Origin of the sequence: Rathayibacter sp. AY1E6 (genome assembly GCF_002931115.1) — a bacterium.
In the GTDB taxonomy this organism is placed as follows: domain Bacteria; phylum Actinomycetota; class Actinomycetes; order Actinomycetales; family Microbacteriaceae; genus Rathayibacter.
In genome coordinates this window covers 40382-58169 of sequence record NZ_PSVK01000020.1, presented here as the reverse complement: position 1 = coordinate 58169, position 17788 = coordinate 40382, and the positions used below count along the sequence as shown (strand labels likewise).

Sequence of the window (17788 nt, the reverse complement as noted above, 5' to 3'; positions counted from 1 at the left end):
TCGGCGGTGCTCCGTCACCGCTGCGCGGGCGGAGCTCGCGCCCCCGGAACGGGGATGCCGGGGAGTGTGAGGGGGTCGCCCCTCACGGGCCGGCCCGGAAGGCCGGCCCGCACCGCGCGGCTACCGGTCGGCGGGCTCGTAGCAGTTGGCGCAGTCGCACGGCCCGCCGGGGTTCTCCGTCCGCTCGACGGCCGCGATCTGCGCGGCCTGCTCCGCCGGGGAGAGCGCCTGCCACCCCTCATCCACCCGCCGGTTCGACTCGATGCGTGCCGCGCGCTCGTCCAGCGTCTCCGGGGTCGGGGTGAGGAAAGCGGCCAGGGCCGCGCCGGTGTCCTGCTTCTCGGCGGGGGTGAGGAACGCGATCAGCGCGGCGGCGTAGGCGGTGCCGTCGTCGGTGACCGGGAATCCGCCGGGGGCCCCTTCTCCGGGCAGGGTGAGCGTGTTGCGGATGTGCGCGAGGATCTCGGCGTCCGCGGCGGTCGCGTCGTCGTCGGACTCGGCGCGGCGGGTGTCGAGGATGAGGGCGAGCTGTTCGGCCGTGGCGCGGCCGGTGTCGGTGGGGGTCATGGTGTGGTCCTCTCAGCGGCTCATGAACGGGGCGACGCGGCGGATCGCTGCGCGGCGAGCGTGGGTGACGCAGTGGCGGAACGAGCCGCTGGTGATGCCGTGCAGCTCGTCGGAGTGCCACGCCTCCCAGACACCGGACTTGCGGCGGGTGACGAGCACGGAGGGCGTCGTCCTGGGGTCGGTGCCCACGACGCGGATGCTCACCGCGCGGGTGTTCGCGAGCGTGAGATAGGTCTTAGCCGTGGTCTGCAATTCGGTGGCGGTCTGCATGGTGTGGGTGCTCCCTCTGGCTGATCGTTTTTCTTTGCCTCTCCGGCGGGAAGAACCGTTTGAGTGGAGGCGGCGGAGTGACGCCCATTCCGGGCGAAATAAGGGAGCGCAGCGACCGCGTCCGGAATGGGTGGCGCGGAGCCGGTGGAGCGAAATAGGTTTGAACCGCGGAGAGGTGAAGAAAACGGGGAATCGGGCCGCGTAGCGGCCTCCCCTCGGCGGTGCTCCGTCACCGCTGCGCGGGCGGAGCTCGCGCCCCCGGAACGGGGATGCCGGGGAGTGTGAGGGGGTCGCCCCTCACGGGCCGGCCCGGAGGCCGGCCCTCGCCCGCTCAGCTCGCCGCGGCCGTCTCCGCGACAGCCTCGCGGGCCGCGCCGAGTTCCGCGGCGGTGCGGTGTCCTTGCACGTCGGCGTAGGCGACGGAGTAGGGGCGCGTCCCGGCGTTCCAGTCCAGCGCGACGGTCACGGTCTTGGGGTTTCCGCGGGTCACGACGCTCCACCCGTGCTTGTGCTTGATCGCGTCGCCCTTGGCGATCGTCTCGCGGCTGTAGATCGTGACCTGTCCGGCGGCGGCCTGCGCCTCGCGGACCTCCGACCAGTAGTCGCGCTGATCTTCGAGCTGCGCGCGCTCGGCGTGCAGCCGGTCGAGTCGGTCGCCGGTGGCGGGGGCGGTCGTCTCGATGTAGCCGCCGCCGAAGTTGTGCGAGCTGCCCTCGATCTTCCGCGTGTAGCCGCGAATGTCGGTATCGAGCCGGTCGATCCGGCGGGCAACCATTCCCGGCGCGTAGCGGGATTCGGTGGTGTGGGCGGCGACGTCGGCGCGGGCGCGGGCGCGGGTGGCCTCGCGGTCGGCCTCGACGCTGCGACCCATCGCGTTGTGGGCCTTCACGATCGCGTTACGGTGCCGCGTCTCGGAGTGGTGGCCGATCTTGATCGGCTCGCCACCCTCCGGGAGCCGATCGAACGCGCGGCGCGCGGCCGCGTCGGCGGTGTCGGCATCCGCTGCTCGCCGGTCGGCCTTCGCGTCGAGCGCGTCGACGCGGGCCGCCTGACGCTCGATGGTCGCCGCCTCCGCCTCGGCAGTCGGGCGGAACGTCTCTTCGGCCTCGATGGTGACCTCGTGTCCGGCGTCGCGCAGGGCGGTCGCGGCGCGGTTGATGGTCCACCACTTCGGCAGGCGGTCCCGGGACTGCGGGACGTACCAGGCGCCGATGGAGCGACCCCAGCGCCAGCCGGACGCCTTCAGGATCTCGGCGGTGCCGTCCCCGCGGCTGGTGCCCTCGATGAGGGTTCCGGCCTCGGGGGTGTGGGTGATGGTGAGCATGCTCTGTCTCCTTCTCGTCTCGGGGGTTCAGTCGTTGTCGCGGTAGTCGGCGGGCGTCTCGCTGCGGTCGTGCAGCGCGTACGCGGCCGGGAACAGGTCGAGCGCTCGCGCGACGTCGACCGGAACGACGACGTAGGCGCCGGAAGCCATGTAGCCGATCCGGCCCTCCCCCACGGGCTCGACGGGCTCGAAGTGCTGCAGCGTCACCCCGGCGACCGCTCCGCTGCGGGTGACCAGGTGCACGGCAGGGGTCTGCTCGGTCACCGGGTCGCGGCCACCGGCGCCGACGATGACCACCTGACGGGCGGTCCGGCTGATGCCCTCCGTCCCGGGTCCGTGGTACTCGCTCTTGATGACCTCGGTACGGGTGCCGCGCTGCTGAGTCATGGTGTGTCTCCCTCTGGCTGATCGTTTTTCTTTGCCTCTCCGGCGGGAAGAACCGTTTGAGTGGAGGCGGCGCAGTGACGCCGCTATCGGGCGAAATAAGCCCGCAGGGCGCGTCCGATAGCGGTGGCACGTAGCCGGTGGAGCGAAATAGGTTGAGACCGCGGAGAGGTGAAGAAAACGGGGAAACGGGCCGCGTAGCGGCCTCCTACCGGCGGTGCTCCGTCACCGCTGCGCGAGTGCAGCTCGCGCTCCCCGGAACGGGGAATGTCGGGGAGTGTGAGGGGGTCGCCCCTCACGGGCCGGCCCGAAGGCCGGCCCGCCGCCTCTCAGCTCTCGTCGTCGCTCTCGTCGTCGTCGGCGTCGAGGATCGCGGCGATGCGGTGCGCGGTGGTGAGTACCCGCGCGGCCGTCTCGCGGATCGTGTCGGCCTTGCAGTCGCTCCACGTCGCGACGTAGCCGACGCTGTAGGCGCTGGTGTCGAATCCGACGAGCCCGGCGACGACGAACGCGACGGACTCGGCTTCCGTCTCCATCAGCCCTCGGTGCTGCGCGTACTCCTCCAGGTCATCGACGTGACCCATCAGCACGTGCGCGGCCTCGTGGATCAGGGTCTTTGCGGCCTGCTCCGGCGACAGGCTGGAATCCACGACGACCGTGCGCTCCTCGGGGGCGGCGTAGCCGTTCGTTCCCTGCGGCAGCGGGCGGCGCTCGACCGTCCACCCCTCGGCCTCGAGAGAGGCCGTCAGCGGCGCAATGACGCCGTGATCGTGCTCCCCGGTGAGCAACTGCGCGATGTCGCGGGGATCCTCGGCGCCCTCCATCAGGTCGGTCTGCTCGATCGCGAACACGGACACGAGCGGGTAGTACGTCTGGACCTTCTGCCCCGTCTCGTCGGTGCTGGTCGTGGTGCCCTCCTCGGCCTCCTCGTCGGCGGCGATCTTCCGCTGAGCGAAGCCGAAAATCTTGATCGCCTTCTCGCCCTTGCGTACCTGGCGGCCCTTGGCCTGCCACGCGCGGAACCCGGCGACGGCGGAGGCGTCGGGGCGCTGAGCGAGGATCAGCAGCAGGTTGCCCAGGCTGTAGCGGTGGAACGAGGACGCGAACGAGAGGAACCGGCGCCACTGGTCGGAGTCGCGCAGCGCCTCGACCTGCTCGGCGATGCTCTCGTGCAGCGCGGCGGCCTGCTCGCGGCGCTCCTCCGGCGTGGTCCGCGGTGCGCGCTTCTTGGCGGCGGTCTTGCGGGCGGTGGTCGTGCTGGTCATGGCGATTCTCCCTGTGCGAGGATCGACGCGACGGGTCCCGTGGTTCTAGATCAACTACGGGGCTTTCGTCTTGTCTGATCGTTTTTTTGTGCCTCTCCGGCGGGAAGAACCGTTTGAGTGGAGGCGGCGGAGTGACGCCTATTCCGAACGAAATAAGGGAGCCAGCGACCGCGTTCGGAATAGGTGGCACGGAGACGACGGAGCGAAATAGGTTTGTACCGCGGAGAGGAACAAAAAACCTCGAAGCAGCGCCGCGCAGCGGCTCCCGGTCGCCGCAGGCGATGTGCGCGAAGCGCACCCCGCCCCTCGAGCGGAACACCGGGGAGGGTGAGGGGCCGGCCCCTCACGGGACGGCACCGCCGGCCCTCCCCCGCCGAGAGCTGAGAGCCGCTGTCGGCGCCGGATGGGACGATGGAGGCATGTGGGAGCTGGCACACCGGACGCGCGCGGAATCGGCATCAACGGTGGTGCGCAGTAGCGCGGCGACGAGCGCCGCGGCGATCGTGGAAGTGCGCGCAGCGATCCCGGAGGATCACGTCATCCTCTACGTGCTCCGCGTCAAGAACTGAGCGGGCGCTCTACTCCGCGGCGCTGCGGCGGGGTGCGCGTTGGGTGGTTGTGGTGACGACGGCGGTCGCGCGGGTGAGGTTGGGGCCGATGGCGTCGGCTTCGAGGACGCGGCCGGTGCGGCGGTTCTCTCCTTCGCCCCAGGCGACGGTGCGCTCGTAGCCGACGACGATCACGGCGTCTCCCTTGTGGAGGGAGGCGAGGACGTGCTCGCCGAGTTCGAACTTCGCTTCCACGTAGTGCGTGGTCGGGGCGTCGTGCGGGGTCCACTCCCCCGCGCGGTATTCGCCGGTGTTCTCGATGACGCGCAGCTTCACGATCTGGACGCGGCCCGCCTGCACGGCCTCGGGGTCGGCGGCGAGGTTGCCGGTGATCGTCCTGGTGCTCATCTGTCGTCTCCTGCTCGTTCGGTTCGTGGGTCGTCCCGTCGACGTCGACGGGGATGCGCTTGGGGTGTTCTGCTCTGGTGCTTCGGTCTCGATACCCCAGGACGTGAGAGCGTCGCGTCGGGTGACCTCGACGGACGGCTCGGACAGCGCCCTGCGCTGTTCGAGCTCGGCGCGCGTCACGGCGTAGGCCGGGAGACGCCGCTCGTCGCCGTAGGCGAGGCGGTAGTACCGATCGGCCTCGTTCTCCGCCCAGTCGACCTCGCCCTGCCGGTCCGCGCGCCCGGCGAGATACCCTGCCCGGTACTCGTCGCTCTCGACGTTCGGGCCGGTCACGCTGCGTGCTTCTCGATGAGGTCCGGGCGGAAGCCCGACCAGTGGTCCTCGTCGCTCGCGACGACCACCGGGGCGGCGGAGTAGCCCAGCTCCTCCGTGACGTAGGCGAGCGCTGCGGGGTTCGTCGTGACGTCGACAGTCGTGTACTCGATGCCCTTCGCGTCGAGGGCTCGGTAGGTCGCGGTGCACTGCACGCACGAGGGCTTCGAGTAGACGGTCAGAGCCATGAGGAATCTTCCAGATAGAACTCCATGTGCGCTTCGAACTCCTCGCGCTTCTCCTCGGCGCAGTGCGCGTGGATCCACCACCCGGCCGCGTCGCGGTCACCGGCCTTGTCGAGCATCTGCGCGATCACGTTGACCTTCTCGCAGGAGAGAGTGGGCGAGACGGTCATCGCCACGCGGAAATTCGCGAGGGCCGCGGTGTAGGTAGCGCCCGCGGTGAGGAACGCGGTCACCGCCTCGTCGTAGGCGGCCGCAGCCGCGAGATAGATTGTCACGGCGTCGGCCTTCGGCTGCTCGGTCATCGCTTCGCTCCTTCCGGGGTGTGCGCGTCGCCCTCGTCGTCGTCGGTCGCGTGCTCCGCGATCCACAGGTCGGCGGCCTCGTCTCGTCCGAATGCTCGCAGGAGTCCGGCCAACGCGTCGACCTCGCAGCAGCTCATCCGGACGGCCAGATCGTCGGCGGTGTCCCCGTGGGAGAACACGGACACGAACTCGGCCACCGCCTCCGGGAGGGTCGGTGTCTGCGGTTCGGTGGTGGCGGTGTCGGTCATGGTGAAGTCCTCTCGTCGTCGGGTCCCGGGCGGTGGTCCTGCCCTGCCCCTCCCCCTCGTTTTTTTGCCGTGATTCTCAATCAGATTTGTCAAGCCAGCGGGGGTGGTCTGGCCGGATCGTTCTTCCTTCTCTCCCAGCGTTTTTTTGCCTGGAAGGCACGTAGTGCCGAGCAGGGTCGGAGGTGGGAGCGCAACCCGGAGGGCGGCGGAGGAGAGGTTGTCGGCGCGATGGGAGGGAGCGCAGCGACCGCGTGCCGAGAACCTCGGAGGAGCCGGCCGCGCAGCGGCTTGCGTGGACGCCGGAGGCCCGTACGCTGCCGAAGGCTTCCAGGCAAAAATTCGCGCAGCGCACGACACCGCGCCGGCCTGAGGTCGGCGTCCGCTTGTTCGCGATCTGATGCGCGGAATTGCGGCCGCTCGAAACGGTCCCGACGCTGGACGTCCTAGCGACCGCTCTGCAAGGCAGAGTACAGTTGCTCTACACCACAGAGTGATCGGAGCATCATGTCGCTGACTCGCACGCCCTTAGAAGAACGGGTCCGAGACGCGCGGCACGTGTCATCACTTCCGCTGATCGTCTCCGGCGTCGGAGTGGTAACAGCCGGACTGCTGCCCCTGGCCGGTTCGACGCTGTTCACCGTCGGCTTCCTGATTCCTGCCTTCACGAGCATCGCTCTCTGGATCGTGCTGAGGGCTACTGCTGCTCACGCAGGTGTGGGAATGGGGCGCGAGCGCATGGGGCCGATCGCGGCCGTCATCGCCGCAATCTCGATCTTGACGTTTCTGCCCACGATGTTCGCCGGTCCGGCCTTTCTTGTTGAGTTCGTCGGTCCGGCGTTTCTTGTCGGGGTGCTCCTGTTCGCGATCGGTTGGCGACTCGAAAATCGCAGCCAGTGGCTTGCTGGCCTCGGGGTGGCAGTAGTTTCCCCCTTCCTCTTCAACAGCTTCTTGCAGGACGCTGCCCCCGAGAGCGGGTTGATCCTGGGTGCTTCCTACGGTTCCACGCCTTTGTCAATCGATGGCGTCGTTCTCACGATCGCCGGCATCACCCTCGTCGTTCTGGGTATTACTGCTTTCCGGCAGGAGACGGGACGTGCCCGTGGCACCAGGCGCTGAGGAGTCGACCGACGACGAGTTCGCGTCCTTGGACGATGCCGTCCACCAACGAACGCGTCTTGCGATTTTGACCATCCTTCACGAGGCCGGCGAAGCCGACTTCCGGTTCCTGCGCACCACCCTCGACCTCACCGACGGCAACCTTGGACGACACCTCGAAGTCCTACTCAGGGCCGGTCACATCACCACACGACGGGGCTACGACGGCCGCCGAGCCAAGAACTGGGTCGCTCTCACTCCTCAGGGCACCGCCGCCCTCAGCATCGAAGTCGAAGCACTGCGCGCGATTGTCGCGCGCGTCGATCGCGCGCAGAATCCCTGACCAGGATTACCCCGCAGCGAGGTGGTTCACCACGAGTGACGGTTGCCGATGCCCTCCCACGGATTCCCGCCAGCACCGAGACCACGAGCCGCCGACCCATCTGCGATCGTCCCTGACGCGAACGCGGCGGGCTCTGCGCCTGTGGGGTGATAGCTGGTCTGGTCGCGGAAAATTGCCCAGATGACGTTGATGCGGCGTCGGGCGAGTGCGATCAGTGCCTGCTTGTGCGACTTGCCCTCGCCACGTTTTCGCTCGTAAAACGAGCGAGAGACCGGGCAGTTCCTCGACGCGATGAACGCCGCTTGGAAGCAGGCGTTCAACAGCCGCCGGTCGTAGCGCCGTGGCCGGTGGTGGTTGCCGGAGATCTTCCCGGAGTCGCGCGGCACGGGAGCGAGGCCCGCGAAGCTGGCCAGCCGGTCGGGCGTCTCGAATGCGGCGAGGTCAGTACCGGTTGCGGCGAGGAAGTCCGCGGCGAGCCTGCGCCCGAATCCGGGGAGCGACACGAGCAGATCCGCAGAACTGCTGTCCTGTAGAACGGCGTCGATCTCGGCCTCGAGCTCGGCGAGTTCGTCGCGGATGCGGAGCAGATCGCGGGCGGACCGGCTCACCAGCCGGGCCGCGGCATCCTCCCCCGCGACGACCGAGGTCTGCTCGCGCGCGGCTTCCACCGCCGTCTTAGCGACGGCCGCGGACTTCCAACAGCCCTGCCCCTTCAACCACGACGCCAGACGGCTCTCCCCCGTCCGCCTGATCGCGGACGGCGTCGCGTACCGGGTGAGCAGCACCAGAGGTCCCCTGGTCGTCGCGTAGTTGAACGCTCCCTCGAGTGACGGGAAGTAGTGGACCAGGATGGCGCGTAGCCGATTTACGGCGCGGGTGCGGTCGTGCACCAGGTCCTCGCGCCGGGCTGAGAGCAGGCGCAGCTCCGCGGTGACGTCGTCGGCCTGCCGCATCAGCGTCACGTCTCGTCGGGTCCGGGCCTGGTCGGCGATGATGACCGCGTCCTTCGCGTCCGTCTTTGCCTCGCCTCGGTAGGCGCCCGAGGCGTGATGAACGACCCGGCCCGAGATGTAGAACAGCGGCTGCGCGTGGGAGCTGAGCAGCGTCTGCAGCAGCCCCGTTCCGCCGTGGTTGAGGTCCGTCGCCCACGCGACGTCGGTGCCACCCGGCAAGGAGGCGACGTCGCCCATCAGGGTCAGGATCGCTGACTCTCGGTTCTTGAAGCGCTGCGAGAGCAGCTTGGTTCCGTTGCCGTCGATGACGACGCAGTGGTGTTCGGTCTTGCCGGCGTCGATACCGGCCCAGAGTTGGGGCACGCAGGGTCCTTCCGTTGAGGGGTGCGGTGCGCCGTGAACGACCGTGCCGGCATGTCCTTACGGGGCGATCTGGTCGCGTTTCTCAATGAGCGGTCCTGCCGTTGCGGGGTCCCGGGCGGCCAATCACGGCATGCCATCAGGCGGCTGAAGGCGGTCAGCCATACCCAGGACCCCTGGCGCGTTCCGGAGCCTACAACTGCCCCGCATCCACGGAAATAACGGTAAGGAAGGCGGTTCTCCGCCTTAGCAACCGGAGGGCGCAGTGCAACCCGGAGGGCGGCGGTGGAGAGAGTTTCGGCGCGATGTGAGGGAGCGCAGCGACCGCGTGCCGAAAGTCTCGGAGGAGCCGGTGGCGCAGCCACTTGAACGGAGCCCGTAGGTAGCTACGACCGCAGCGAAGCGGAGGGAGCCGCCGAAGGCTTCACGGCAAAGAAACGTGAGCCCAACGGGCGAACATCAGCGGCCGGCACAGCCGGCCGAACCTCTGGGCGGCGCTCCGTCGCTGCTGCGCGAGTGCAGCTCGCGCCCCGGAACGGGATACCGGGGAGCGTGAGGGGTTATCCCTCACGGGGCGGCAACGCCGACCCTCCCCCACCGTCGACCGCGACATGCTGACTTGTAAACATGCCTACAAGTCAGCACGTGCTGTGGGGACTCGAACCTCCGTCACCAGAGTTGCCGAGCCGTGGGTTCGAACAGCGCCGCCGCCACCGCGCAGGTCCCCCGGAAGATAGCGGCGCCGACGCGCAGTAGCTCGTGGGTCATCCGATCCCGCGTCTGCCGGCTGCTCCCAATCACGGGGTCACCGCGGATGGCGAGTGACGGCCTGGGAGGGCCGGACGGCCCGGTATGCATGTAGGGAAGTTGACTTGATTACATGCTTACTTGTCATCAGCTTTGCGTCCCTCGTACTGGGCGAGGAGGAGTTGAAAGGCTTCCGCAGCGAGCACCTGTACGGGGACGCCCTGCTCGGCCGCCAGGATCTTCACCGCTCGGATCGACTCCTGGGGGAGTCGAACGGAGAACACGGCGAGCTGGGTCGGCGGCACGAAGGTGCCTTCGCCCACCTGGGCTCTCTTCGGTCGAGCTGCGCGGCCCGCGGCCGCAAAGCGGTTCTCGCTCACTTGACGATTCCCTTCAACTCCGCGAGCACGTTTCGGTACTGGCCAGGATCGGTGATCGGCAGGCCGTACGCCATCGCGAGAGCCTGCGCCTGCGGGATCTCGCTCGTCAGGACGGGGACGCCGAACGGTTCGAGCGCGTCGCGGATCTGCCCAGCGGCGACCGTGCGCTTGACCACTCGGGTGAGGAGGGTGAAGGCCGGCGCGTCCGTGAGAGCTTGAACCTGCTCGATGAGGTTGACCGTCTCCGCGTACTGGGAGAAGTCGCCGCTGGTGGGTTGGATCGGGATCAGGATCAGGTCAGCGGCTCGAGCTGCTGACGTCGTGATACCCAGATCGCCCGGGGGAGTGTCGATGAGCACGTTCTGGTGGCTGCTGCTCAACCAGGGCTGCTTGTGGATCGTGTTGCGAGGCAGCCCGGTCGCGTCCCAACCGAGGGTGTTGGCCCAGTCGAGCGCGCTGCCCTGCGGGTCGCCGTCGACAATGAGCACGCTCTCCCCGGTTTCGCGAAGCGCTGCTGCGAGATGGATGACGGTCGAGGTCTTGCCCGACCCGCCTTTCAGGTTCACTACCGCTGTAATCATGTTGACAAGACTACCAGTCTGCATGCTGACATGTAAACATGCTGACGTACTGACTTGGGGGATGTGCGGTTACTGGGGCCGTCGCTCGACGGCGGACGCCCAGACCCACAGTCGGCGGCTGGCGTCGCGGTCCTGCCACTCGACCATGACGGCTCGGGCGGTCCAGGCGATGGCGTAACCCTCGACGCGAACGGGGTTGCCGGGGTAGCGGACCCAAGCCCAGACGGGCAGGGGAGTGGCGGCCCAGGTGGGCCGCTGCCGGGTCTTGTCTAGCTCGTCGTCGGTCAGGCCGATGGGGTGGCCGCGGCCGGCCGTCTCTTCGATGCGTCGATCGATCTGGGCGCCGACATGGCGCTCGTAGCGTCGGTTCGTTCCCACGCCGCCAGTAGAACATATGTTCGAACGCGCGTGCGGTCGACGTCATGCGGCGGTCGAGGACCACCAGAGCGAGCCGGGGGCGAGCATGCCGGTGCGTCCCCAGTGCAGCGCCTCGCGGTGATCGCCGCGGCCGGCGGCGTCGCGGGGGTAGAGCGGCCAGACGCGCTCGCCAGCGGTGCTGTCCTCGAACAGGGGTCGGCTCGACACGTGTCGGCGTCGCGGTCGTTGCCTGGGGGAGGAGGACCGGTGAGCGAGCTCGGCTTGCCACCAGGCCCAGACTTCGCGCTCGACGTCGTAGCGGTGCGCTCGATCCGTCAAGACTCCGTCGACACCGATCGCGCGAGCGGCGGCGGTTCGGAGGTCGCGCTTGGCCTGGGTCCAGCCGTTGGTGTGCTTGACGATCAGGCGGTGGGTGCGCAGGCGGGAGAGGGCTGTGGCGGCGGTGCGGGTGGTCACTCCCAGCAGTGTGGCGGCGGCGTCGACGGCGAGGGTTCCTTCTCGGCGCAGCAGCGCGTACGCCTTCCCTGCCAGGTGTCCGAGGCCGGCGCGGGTGAAGAGGTCGTGCCGAGTGTCCGTGAGGTCCGCCTCGAGCGTGGTGAGCAGCATGGTTCGTTCAGTGAAAAGCGGCCCGGGGGGGCGGGGGTTATTAGTGGTTGTGACCGGACCTTGCAGTGAGCCTGTGGAAAAGTGCTCGGACAGTCGCCATTCGCTGGCGTTCGATCCGTCAGCGCGGACGACGAGCTGCACGTAGCCGTCCTCGCGCAGGCTCCGCAGGGCGCTGGCGGCCGTGGTGCGTCCCAGGCCCGCCAGGAGGGCCAGGTCGCGGATGGACGCGGCGACGGTGCGCTTGCCGGTGTGCAGGGTGAGGTAGGCCAGGGCGGTGAGGATCGTCTTCTCCGACGTCGCTCGCTCGGTCCTGCCCCACCGGCCCGGGCTCACCCGGAACCGGTCGAGGAGGCCGCTGACGGCGCCGACGATGCTGCCCAGCTCCGCCAGGTCGCTCATTTCGCGCTCGGGCGGGAGAACGGCGTGCAGCGCCGCGTACTGGCGGGCCTTCTCCCACTGCCGCGCCAGTCGCTCCGCGGCCTCGTCGCGGGCGCGGGGCCGGCGGTGGCCGCGGCCGGTGTTCTTGGTCCGGTAGTGCTCCATCCCGGGCGCGCTTCGGGCGGCGTGCTCGACGTCGGTCAGGGACCAGCCGGCGTGAGCAGCGGAGAGCAGGCACATGAACGCGGTCCACGATGGATTCGCGCCGCCGCCGGCCGTGGCCATGTGGGCGGCGCCGGCAGCGCTCAGCGTCCGGTGCGTGTGGTGTGCGGTGGCGGTGGGTACTGGGGGAGTGGCGTCGACGCGCTGCGGCGGACGGGACGCTTCCAGCGCGACCGTGACGGCATCGATGGCGGCCGCGGTGACGTTCGTGTCCAGCAGCTCCTCTGCGCGGCCGCGGAGGACCCTCGAGAAGCTGCCGTCGCGGTGCGGGGAGAGCGGCGGCCGGGCGGCGCCGGTGCGCGGGTTGCGGAGCATCCCGTGGTCGAGGGTGCGGAAGTTTGCTCGAGCGGCGATCGCCAATCGGGCCACCTGCTCGGCTGGGGCGGCTTCCGCGAGAGCGACCCACAGGTGGCGACCTCCGGTGCCGGAGGACTGGCAGACGACGTGAGCGACCTGGTGCGCGTCGAGGACGGCGGAAAGCGCGTCGCAGTCGTCCGCGGCCTGCTCCATGAGGTCGGCGTCGACGCCGCGGGAGTCCTTGCCGTCGAAGTCGAAGCACAGCAGCCGGAACGCTCCGGCGTCGTCGGTGAGGTAGATCGCCCACGGGGCGGCCGGCGCGACGGGGGAGACGGGGAACGCGGCCGGATAGGCGTTCTCGTCCAGGCGCCCGTAGGCATCCGGGCGCATCGTGCGCACCGCGGCACGGGGGCTCAGTCGGCGCGTCAGTGCCCAGGGCGCCGAGAAGGAGTCAACTTCGGCATTTTGGGCGTGCGCAGACACAGCAATGTGGCTTACGATGAGGTCACTTCTCCTCCCTCGGGGGGGATGGATGAGGCCCGGCCTGAGAAACCGGTCCTGATCAACTGCTTCACACCTGTCGCCCTGGTAAGCCTTTGGTGTGAAGCGAGAGCTTCTAGGCCCGTCGCGTGAGCGGCGGGCCTAATGCGTTAAGTGGTGGTGATCGGCGGCTCCGATCGGGACGCGGTGACCCGCGGGAGCGCGCCGTACTTCGCGAGCAGCTCGCTGTAGAGCATGTCGACGTAGAGCGAGACGGTCACGCCGCTGGCGGCGGCAGCCTCGGAGACGGCATCACGGTTGGTGGGCAGCACGCGGGCGTTGAGTTGCACCGCCGCCGCTCCATCGTTCCGTCGTCTTCTTCCCATGCGGCTCATCATGGTGTGAGTGCTAGCAGTATTCGGGGAGTGGTGCGGCGTGTCGAGTGTCATGGTCGTGGTCGCTGTCCCCTCTGCCTGCATCCAACGTGGGTGAGGCTGCCCGCTGGTCTGCGGCACTCTCGACCTCTGACTAACGTAATCGATACTTCACCGTAGCCGTTAACACCTGTCAGCCGGCCGCGGGGCGAGCGATGCTGGCGATTGCGTTGGAGACGGCCGTCATGTGGCGGGCGCCATCCGAAGCGACCGTGTTGGTTAGGTAGGCCACGACGAGCTGCGTGTCCGGGTCGGCCCAGGCGACGCAGACGTTGGACCCGTTGTGTCCGAACGTTCGCGGGCCGGCTATCGATCCGAGCGGCGGGTAGAGGTTGGGGGTGCGACCGCCGAGCTGGAATCCATGCGCCCAGAGGATCGGCGTGTGGGCGAAGCCGTCGACGTCGGCCTCGGTGGAGCTGGCGATCGTCGCCTGGGACAGGATCTCCGGTGAGACAACCTGCGTGTCATCGCGGCCCCGGCCATCGTTGAGCAGCATTTCGTAGAACCTGGCGACGTCGCGAGCGGTCGTTGAGATTCCGGCGCTCGGGATCACGGCCATGCGGACGGCACGGCTGTTCAAGGCCCCCATGGCGAGAGGTACGGAGCTGCGGATGGAGACGCATCGGGAGAGGTCGTGTTCAGCGACGCCCAGCATGGTGTTGGTGGCGCCGAGCGGAGTGAGCAGCACGTCGTTCATGACGTCGCGGAGAGGACGCCTGGTCACTCGTTGAATCACCTCGCCCAGGATGAAGCCGTAGGTGAACACCTGGTAGGAGGGAACGGTGCCCGGCACCGTCCTGAGGCGAGCGCTCTCGAGGTTACGGATCGAGCTGCGCCAGTCGGTCATCGCCAGGGCGTCCCCGATCAGTCCGCGCGAGGTCGAGAACCCCGCACGATGGTGGAGGACCTGGCGGAGAGTGATCGATCCTTTCCCGTGACGAGCGAACTCCGGCCAGTAGTAAGAGACTGCGGCGTCGATGTCGAGGAGCCCGTCTGCGGCCAACTGGTGCACGAGGATGCTCAGGTAGGGCTTGCTGACTGACCAGGACCAGAAGAGTCCATCGGGTGCGTACCCCTGGGAGTGGTCGAGAAGGACGTCACCGCCCCTGAGGACGACGAGCTGCGCGGACCCTCCTCGCTGACGAACGAGGTTGACCACGGGGGACAGCGACTGATTCACCCACACCCCCGGTTCTCGTGCCCGGAACTGGTCGGGGCCTGCTGAAACTAACAGTGCTCTCTACGAGCGGCTACCGTGGTCAGCATGGCTGCGAGAACAGGTAACGGCGCGTCCGAGTATTCGATGCGCGTTCACGCAGCGATCAAGACCTTGATGGCCAGAGCCGGTCTTTCGAACGTCGACTTCGCGACGCGCACGGGAATGACGCTGACCTACTTCTACGCGCGGATGCGCGGCGACGCGATGTTCGACACGAACGATCTGGAGCGCTTCGCGCAGGTTTTGGGAGTCAAGGTCGCCACCATCTTCACGATGGCGGAGGAGTTCGGCGAGCCCACCGCGGACGTTGACGAGGTGGTCGTGCTCACGAACGGTGTCGAGTTCGCCCGACGACTGAGCGTCCTCCTCCCGGCCGGCACGAGTGCGAGTGATGACGTCGCGGGGATCCCGGCGGCACGGCTGTCCGAGATGCTCGGCGCCACCGCGCGGTTCGGCGTGACTCGGAGCGAGCTCACTCGCCTCACCACTCACTTCCAGGTCCCTGAGGCGTTCTTGACGGAGCTGACGACCTCGGAGGACACCGCAATGATCGAAGCTGACCTCGAGCTGCGCCGAGCGCTCGCATCCAAGGGTGTCGAGCCGCTGGCGGCCCGGTCCCTCGGGGGAAACCTTTCCCCTGCTGCCATCCGCGGCATCGCCGCGTCGATCCGCGAGCTACGCGAATAGTGGCTGTATCTGGGAGGGGGAACTGTGGACGATCCGTGGCTCGTAACTGAGCAGATTCGCCAGACCGCCGAACGCGCCTTCAAGGAAATTTTCACTGAGAATTACCCCGGTGAACTGTCGACCGAAGAAGCCATCATCCGTCGCGCTCAAGAAGTGCTTGGTGCTGATATTGAGGTGTATCAGGGCGGAGACGAGTCGTGGGAGAACTATCTCGCCCTGACTCTTACCGAGACAATCGCCGCGCTGCTTCCTACCAAGTACATGATCCTCATCCGCAGCGACAAGAAAGCCTACTATCGGCTGTTCAATGTGTTCCACGAACTGGCTCACATCCTGTTGGGGCATCCTCCGAGTGAAGTCGAGCTCCCTCACGGTCTTAGCCTCGACAGCATGGGGCTGACGAGCGCAACGAACGCGGTACGTCACGCTAAGCAGTTTGTTTTCGATGGCGACGATTCCTCTCGGACGCATCGGATCCGCGAAGGCGAAGCTGAAGAATTCGCGCGTCTCATGGTGTCGCTCGTCATGTACCCGCGATACCGGTCGGGTGAGAGGAAGTTCGGCTAAGTGAGTCCGATCGAGAGCTTCTTCTTCACCGCCTCCTTCCTCGCCGTCACCGCCTACTTCTTGGGCTGGTTCATCGCCATCCTCGCCCGCCGACGTCCGCCGACGCGCCCATGGGTGGCAGCAGGCTTCGGGTCGGTGGGGCTGCTCGCACTGGGCGGCTTCCCGTGGCTGACGCTCGATGAGGCAGACAGCCTGTTCGGAGGAACGAACGTCTACTACTGCGTGATGCTCGTCGCCGCCTGCACGGCGATGTGGCTTCTCGTGGAGGCCGTGATCGACGTCGGCCGAGTGCGCCTCTGGTCGGTCGTCCTGCTCGTGGCGTGGATCGCGGCGTACGTGGCCGCGTTCATCGCGATCGACCGCCCGGCCACCTCGCCCAAGTTCTCGCATGAAGAAGTCGATCAGCTCCCGATGATTCTGTGCAGCGGGATCTACTTCCTCGGGCTGATGGTGCTGTTCGTGCGACTGATCGTGAAAGTCGCGAGGTTCCCCCGTCGCGCGTACTGGCCGTTCACTGTCGGCGGCGCGCTCATCATCGCCGGAGCCGCGGGCGAACTGGCCGGAATGCTGGTAGCGCGATACGTGCCCGACTCTGCCGCGACGACGAATGTCCTCTATCTCGCCTTCACCCCGGGATTCTTCGGTGGGATCCTGCTCTTCACCGCCGGCCTGTGCAGCTTCCCCGCTCGGCGTACGATTAGGGACGTCGCCGTCGACCTGAGCTCCCGAAAGCTCGTCACGATGCTGGCAGAGCGAGAAATCGCCGCCCCGCCCGTCTCATATGTGAGAGAAGGAACCGCGAGCGAGAAGAAGCTCGTGCGACTGATGACGCTACAGGTGCGCGTCACCGACGCGGTGATGGTCGGCGCAATGAAATTGAGCAACAACGAGAACGGTGTCGTTCGTCGCGCAGAGCGACTGATCGACGGTGAATTGCTAGCAGCAGGTATGGGATGGAACGAATGAACAAGTTGATCGTTGGAGCAGCAGCAGCAGGAGGCGTCGCCGTGGCCGGCGCTATCGGCTCGATCTTCGCCGCTCGCCAGGTCGTGCTTCCCGTCGATCCGCCTCAGATCCCGATCCTGCGCCAGGACGGGAAGACGATGACGCTGGCCGTTGACGGCAAGACCATCGCCCCCGGCATCCTCGGAATCTTCCGCACCGACCGCACGGGTCACGCGACACTCAGCCGCCCGATCCACACCGACCCGGTGACCGGTGCGACCACCCGGCGCATCGAATCGACCTGGGGCGCAAGCTTCGCCGGAGAGAAGGCCGTCATCTGCGAGGGCGACGTCTTCGCCGGACCGGAGGCGGTCGACCCTGACTTCGTGGAGGTCCTGGTCCCCGGGCCTCTAGGTGACTGCCCCGCCTGGCAGTTCGGGCCGGACGAGAACCCGGAGGGCACGTGGGCGATCCACGTGCACGGCATCCGCACCAAGCGGATCCACGCGCTGCGCAGCGTGCCGGCGATGACCGCGCTCGGCTACACGTCCCTCGTCGTCTCCTTCCGCGGCGACGGCGACGGCCCCGCGGTGCCTCACAGCGCGTCCATGCTCGGTCAGCGCGAGTGGGCCGACGTCGCCGCGGCGATCGACTACGCAGCCGCCCACGGCGCGCGGAAGATCGTCCTCATCGGCTGGTCCCTCGGTGGCGGTGTGGCGCTGCTCGCAGCGGAGCGCACGAGCCGCCGGGATCTGCTCTCCGGCCTCGTGCTCGTCGGGCCGGCGCTGAACTGGAAGACGGCGATCGAGCAAGGCGCCGTCGAGATGGGATTGCCTCGTCAGGTCGCGATCCTCGGCCTCGTGGGCCTGCGCAGCAAGCTCGCGAGCCGTCTCGTCGGTCTTCCGGAGCCGGTGGACTTCGACGCGCTGGACTGGGTGCGCGAGCCGCGAGCCGCCGCGCTGGGCTGCCCGATCCTCCTGTTCCACTCGGCCGGCGACACGACCTTGCCGATGGATGTCTCCCAGCGGTTCGCGAAGCTGAATGCGCCGGCCGTGGAAGTGGTCGAGACCGCAGCGACCGCCCACAACACGGAGTACAACGTCGACCCGGAGGTCTTCGACTCGACCATCGCTCGGTGGATTTCCGAGCACCAGTAACGAAACCGCTAGCACTGACATAGTGTTAACGCCATGGAAGCCCTTCCTGGCGTATCGCGAGCGGACCGTGCACTCACTGACGATGG

At 67.9% G+C, this 17788-nt stretch carries 23 protein-coding genes; 7 read left to right on the top strand and 16 right to left on the bottom strand.

Going from position 1 to position 17788, the window contains the following annotated elements:
• Positions 1-120: 120 nt before the first annotated feature.
• From C5C46_RS13925 to C5C46_RS13905, 5 genes are all read right to left on the bottom strand, one after another.
• Positions 121-567 carry a hypothetical protein gene (locus C5C46_RS13925; RefSeq protein WP_104227123.1) on the bottom strand — a complete coding sequence of 149 codons (447 nt, stop codon included), beginning with the start codon at positions 565-567 and terminating at the stop codon, positions 121-123.
• A 12-nt stretch (positions 568-579) separates the two neighbouring features.
• Positions 580-837: a hypothetical protein gene (locus C5C46_RS13920; protein ID WP_104227122.1), complete on the bottom strand. Its 258-nt coding sequence runs from the start codon at positions 835-837 to the stop codon at positions 580-582.
• A 331-nt stretch (positions 838-1168) separates the two neighbouring features.
• Positions 1169-2161, bottom strand: coding sequence for a DUF3560 domain-containing protein (locus tag C5C46_RS13915; protein WP_104227121.1), 993 nt, complete (start codon positions 2159-2161; stop codon positions 1169-1171).
• A gap of 27 nt (positions 2162-2188) precedes the next feature.
• Positions 2189-2548, bottom strand: coding sequence for a hypothetical protein (locus tag C5C46_RS13910; protein ID WP_104227120.1), 360 nt, complete (start codon positions 2546-2548; stop codon positions 2189-2191).
• Between the two features lie 326 nt (positions 2549-2874).
• The gene (locus C5C46_RS13905; protein WP_104227119.1) at positions 2875-3810 is read right to left on the bottom strand and encodes an ArdC-like ssDNA-binding domain-containing protein; all 936 of its coding nucleotides are present in this window, start codon (positions 3808-3810) and stop codon (positions 2875-2877) included.
• Between the two features lie 419 nt (positions 3811-4229).
• Here C5C46_RS13905 and C5C46_RS17020 point away from each other — a divergent pair, with 419 nt between their 5' ends.
• On the top strand, positions 4230-4379 hold the full coding sequence (locus tag C5C46_RS17020; protein WP_181072908.1) for a hypothetical protein: 150 nt from the start codon (positions 4230-4232) through the stop codon (positions 4377-4379).
• A gap of 9 nt (positions 4380-4388) precedes the next feature.
• Here C5C46_RS17020 and C5C46_RS13900 read toward each other — a convergent pair whose 3' ends face one another.
• From C5C46_RS13900 to C5C46_RS13885, 4 genes are read right to left on the bottom strand one after another with little or no spacing between them, the layout of a single operon-like run.
• Complete coding sequence (locus tag C5C46_RS13900; protein WP_104227118.1) at positions 4389-5099, bottom strand: single-stranded DNA-binding protein; 711 nt, start codon at positions 5097-5099, stop codon at positions 4389-4391.
• Positions 5096-5326, bottom strand: a complete 231-nt coding sequence (nrdH, locus tag C5C46_RS13895; protein WP_104224209.1) for a glutaredoxin-like protein NrdH — start codon at positions 5324-5326, stop codon at positions 5096-5098. The genes C5C46_RS13900 and nrdH overlap by 4 nt, the downstream gene beginning before the upstream one ends.
• Entirely contained in the window at positions 5317-5625 is a 309-nt protein-coding gene (locus tag C5C46_RS13890) for a hypothetical protein (RefSeq protein ID WP_104224210.1), read from the bottom strand. Before C5C46_RS13890 ends, nrdH begins: the two co-directional genes overlap by 10 nt.
• The gene (locus C5C46_RS13885; protein WP_104224211.1) at positions 5622-5873 is read right to left on the bottom strand and encodes a hypothetical protein; all 252 of its coding nucleotides are present in this window, start codon (positions 5871-5873) and stop codon (positions 5622-5624) included. The genes C5C46_RS13890 and C5C46_RS13885 overlap by 4 nt, the downstream gene beginning before the upstream one ends.
• A 504-nt stretch (positions 5874-6377) precedes the next feature.
• Between C5C46_RS13885 and C5C46_RS16655 the strand changes: the two genes are divergently transcribed.
• Positions 6378-6989, top strand: a complete 612-nt coding sequence (locus C5C46_RS16655; protein WP_146078846.1) for a hypothetical protein — start codon at positions 6378-6380, stop codon at positions 6987-6989.
• Entirely contained in the window at positions 6967-7311 is a 345-nt protein-coding gene (locus C5C46_RS13880) for a transcriptional regulator (RefSeq protein ID WP_258059507.1), read from the top strand. Before C5C46_RS16655 ends, C5C46_RS13880 begins: the two co-directional genes overlap by 23 nt.
• 26 nt (positions 7312-7337) lie before the next feature.
• Here C5C46_RS13880 and C5C46_RS13875 read toward each other — a convergent pair whose 3' ends face one another.
• From C5C46_RS13875 to C5C46_RS13845, 7 genes are all read right to left on the bottom strand, one after another.
• Positions 7338-8627, bottom strand: coding sequence for an IS110 family transposase (locus C5C46_RS13875; protein ID WP_258059506.1), 1290 nt, complete (start codon positions 8625-8627; stop codon positions 7338-7340).
• Between the two features lie 881 nt (positions 8628-9508).
• Entirely contained in the window at positions 9509-9751 is a 243-nt protein-coding gene (locus C5C46_RS13870; RefSeq protein ID WP_146078847.1) for a ribbon-helix-helix domain-containing protein, read from the bottom strand.
• Positions 9748-10332 (bottom strand): AAA family ATPase, encoded by a 585-nt coding sequence (locus tag C5C46_RS13865; RefSeq protein WP_181072910.1) that lies wholly within the window; start codon positions 10330-10332, stop codon positions 9748-9750. The genes C5C46_RS13870 and C5C46_RS13865 overlap by 4 nt, the downstream gene beginning before the upstream one ends.
• Before the next feature lie 69 nt (positions 10333-10401).
• Entirely contained in the window at positions 10402-10710 is a 309-nt protein-coding gene (locus C5C46_RS13860) for a hypothetical protein (protein WP_104227116.1), read from the bottom strand.
• A gap of 42 nt (positions 10711-10752) precedes the next feature.
• A complete protein-coding gene (locus tag C5C46_RS13855; RefSeq protein ID WP_181134912.1) occupies positions 10753-12603 on the bottom strand; it encodes a hypothetical protein in 1851 nt (616 codons plus the stop codon).
• 260 nt (positions 12604-12863) lie between these two features.
• Positions 12864-13043, bottom strand: coding sequence for a hypothetical protein (locus C5C46_RS13850; protein ID WP_104224217.1), 180 nt, complete (start codon positions 13041-13043; stop codon positions 12864-12866).
• A gap of 217 nt (positions 13044-13260) precedes the next feature.
• Complete coding sequence (locus C5C46_RS13845; protein ID WP_181072912.1) at positions 13261-14307, bottom strand: serine hydrolase; 1047 nt, start codon at positions 14305-14307, stop codon at positions 13261-13263.
• A gap of 84 nt (positions 14308-14391) precedes the next feature.
• Between C5C46_RS13845 and C5C46_RS13840 the strand changes: the two genes are divergently transcribed.
• Genes C5C46_RS13840 through C5C46_RS13825 form a run of 4 tightly spaced genes read left to right on the top strand, consistent with a single transcriptional unit; the run spans position 14392 to position 17702 of the window.
• Entirely contained in the window at positions 14392-15033 is a 642-nt protein-coding gene (locus tag C5C46_RS13840; protein WP_146078848.1) for a helix-turn-helix domain-containing protein, read from the top strand.
• 24 nt (positions 15034-15057) lie between these two features.
• Entirely contained in the window at positions 15058-15600 is a 543-nt protein-coding gene (locus C5C46_RS13835) for an ImmA/IrrE family metallo-endopeptidase (protein WP_104224220.1), read from the top strand.
• Complete coding sequence (locus C5C46_RS13830) at positions 15601-16566, top strand: hypothetical protein (protein ID WP_104227113.1); 966 nt, start codon at positions 15601-15603, stop codon at positions 16564-16566.
• Complete coding sequence (locus C5C46_RS13825; RefSeq protein WP_181072913.1) at positions 16563-17702, top strand: S9 family peptidase; 1140 nt, start codon at positions 16563-16565, stop codon at positions 17700-17702. The genes C5C46_RS13830 and C5C46_RS13825 overlap by 4 nt, the downstream gene beginning before the upstream one ends.
• Positions 17703-17788: the final 86 nt, after the last annotated feature.

What these genes read in the sequence shown, in the direction of transcription:
- C5C46_RS13925 (WP_104227123.1), bottom strand. Translation starts at nt 567, where the DNA reads ATGACCCCCACCGACACCGGCCGCGCCACGGCCGAACAGCTCGCCCTC.
- C5C46_RS13920 (WP_104227122.1), bottom strand. Translation starts at nt 837, where the DNA reads ATGCAGACCGCCACCGAATTGCAGACCACGGCTAAGACCTATCTCACG.
- C5C46_RS13915 (WP_104227121.1), bottom strand. Translation starts at nt 2,161, where the DNA reads ATGCTCACCATCACCCACACCCCCGAGGCCGGAACCCTCATCGAGGGC.
- C5C46_RS13910 (WP_104227120.1), bottom strand. Translation starts at nt 2,548, where the DNA reads ATGACTCAGCAGCGCGGCACCCGTACCGAGGTCATCAAGAGCGAGTAC.
- C5C46_RS13905 (WP_104227119.1), bottom strand. Translation starts at nt 3,810, where the DNA reads ATGACCAGCACGACCACCGCCCGCAAGACCGCCGCCAAGAAGCGCGCA.
- C5C46_RS17020 (WP_181072908.1), top strand. Translation starts at nt 4,230, where the DNA reads ATGTGGGAGCTGGCACACCGGACGCGCGCGGAATCGGCATCAACGGTG.
- nrdH (WP_104224209.1), bottom strand. Translation starts at nt 5,326, where the DNA reads ATGGCTCTGACCGTCTACTCGAAGCCCTCGTGCGTGCAGTGCACCGCG.
- C5C46_RS13890 (WP_104224210.1), bottom strand. Translation starts at nt 5,625, where the DNA reads ATGACCGAGCAGCCGAAGGCCGACGCCGTGACAATCTATCTCGCGGCT.
- C5C46_RS13885 (WP_104224211.1), bottom strand. Translation starts at nt 5,873, where the DNA reads ATGACCGACACCGCCACCACCGAACCGCAGACACCGACCCTCCCGGAG.
- C5C46_RS16655 (WP_146078846.1), top strand. Translation starts at nt 6,378, where the DNA reads ATGTCGCTGACTCGCACGCCCTTAGAAGAACGGGTCCGAGACGCGCGG.
- C5C46_RS13865 (WP_181072910.1), bottom strand. Translation starts at nt 10,332, where the DNA reads ATGATTACAGCGGTAGTGAACCTGAAAGGCGGGTCGGGCAAGACCTCG.
- C5C46_RS13855 (WP_181134912.1), bottom strand. Translation starts at nt 12,603, where the DNA reads ATGCGCCCGGATGCCTACGGGCGCCTGGACGAGAACGCCTATCCGGCC.
- C5C46_RS13840 (WP_146078848.1), top strand. Translation starts at nt 14,392, where the DNA reads ATGGCTGCGAGAACAGGTAACGGCGCGTCCGAGTATTCGATGCGCGTT.
- C5C46_RS13825 (WP_181072913.1), top strand. Translation starts at nt 16,563, where the DNA reads ATGAACAAGTTGATCGTTGGAGCAGCAGCAGCAGGAGGCGTCGCCGTG.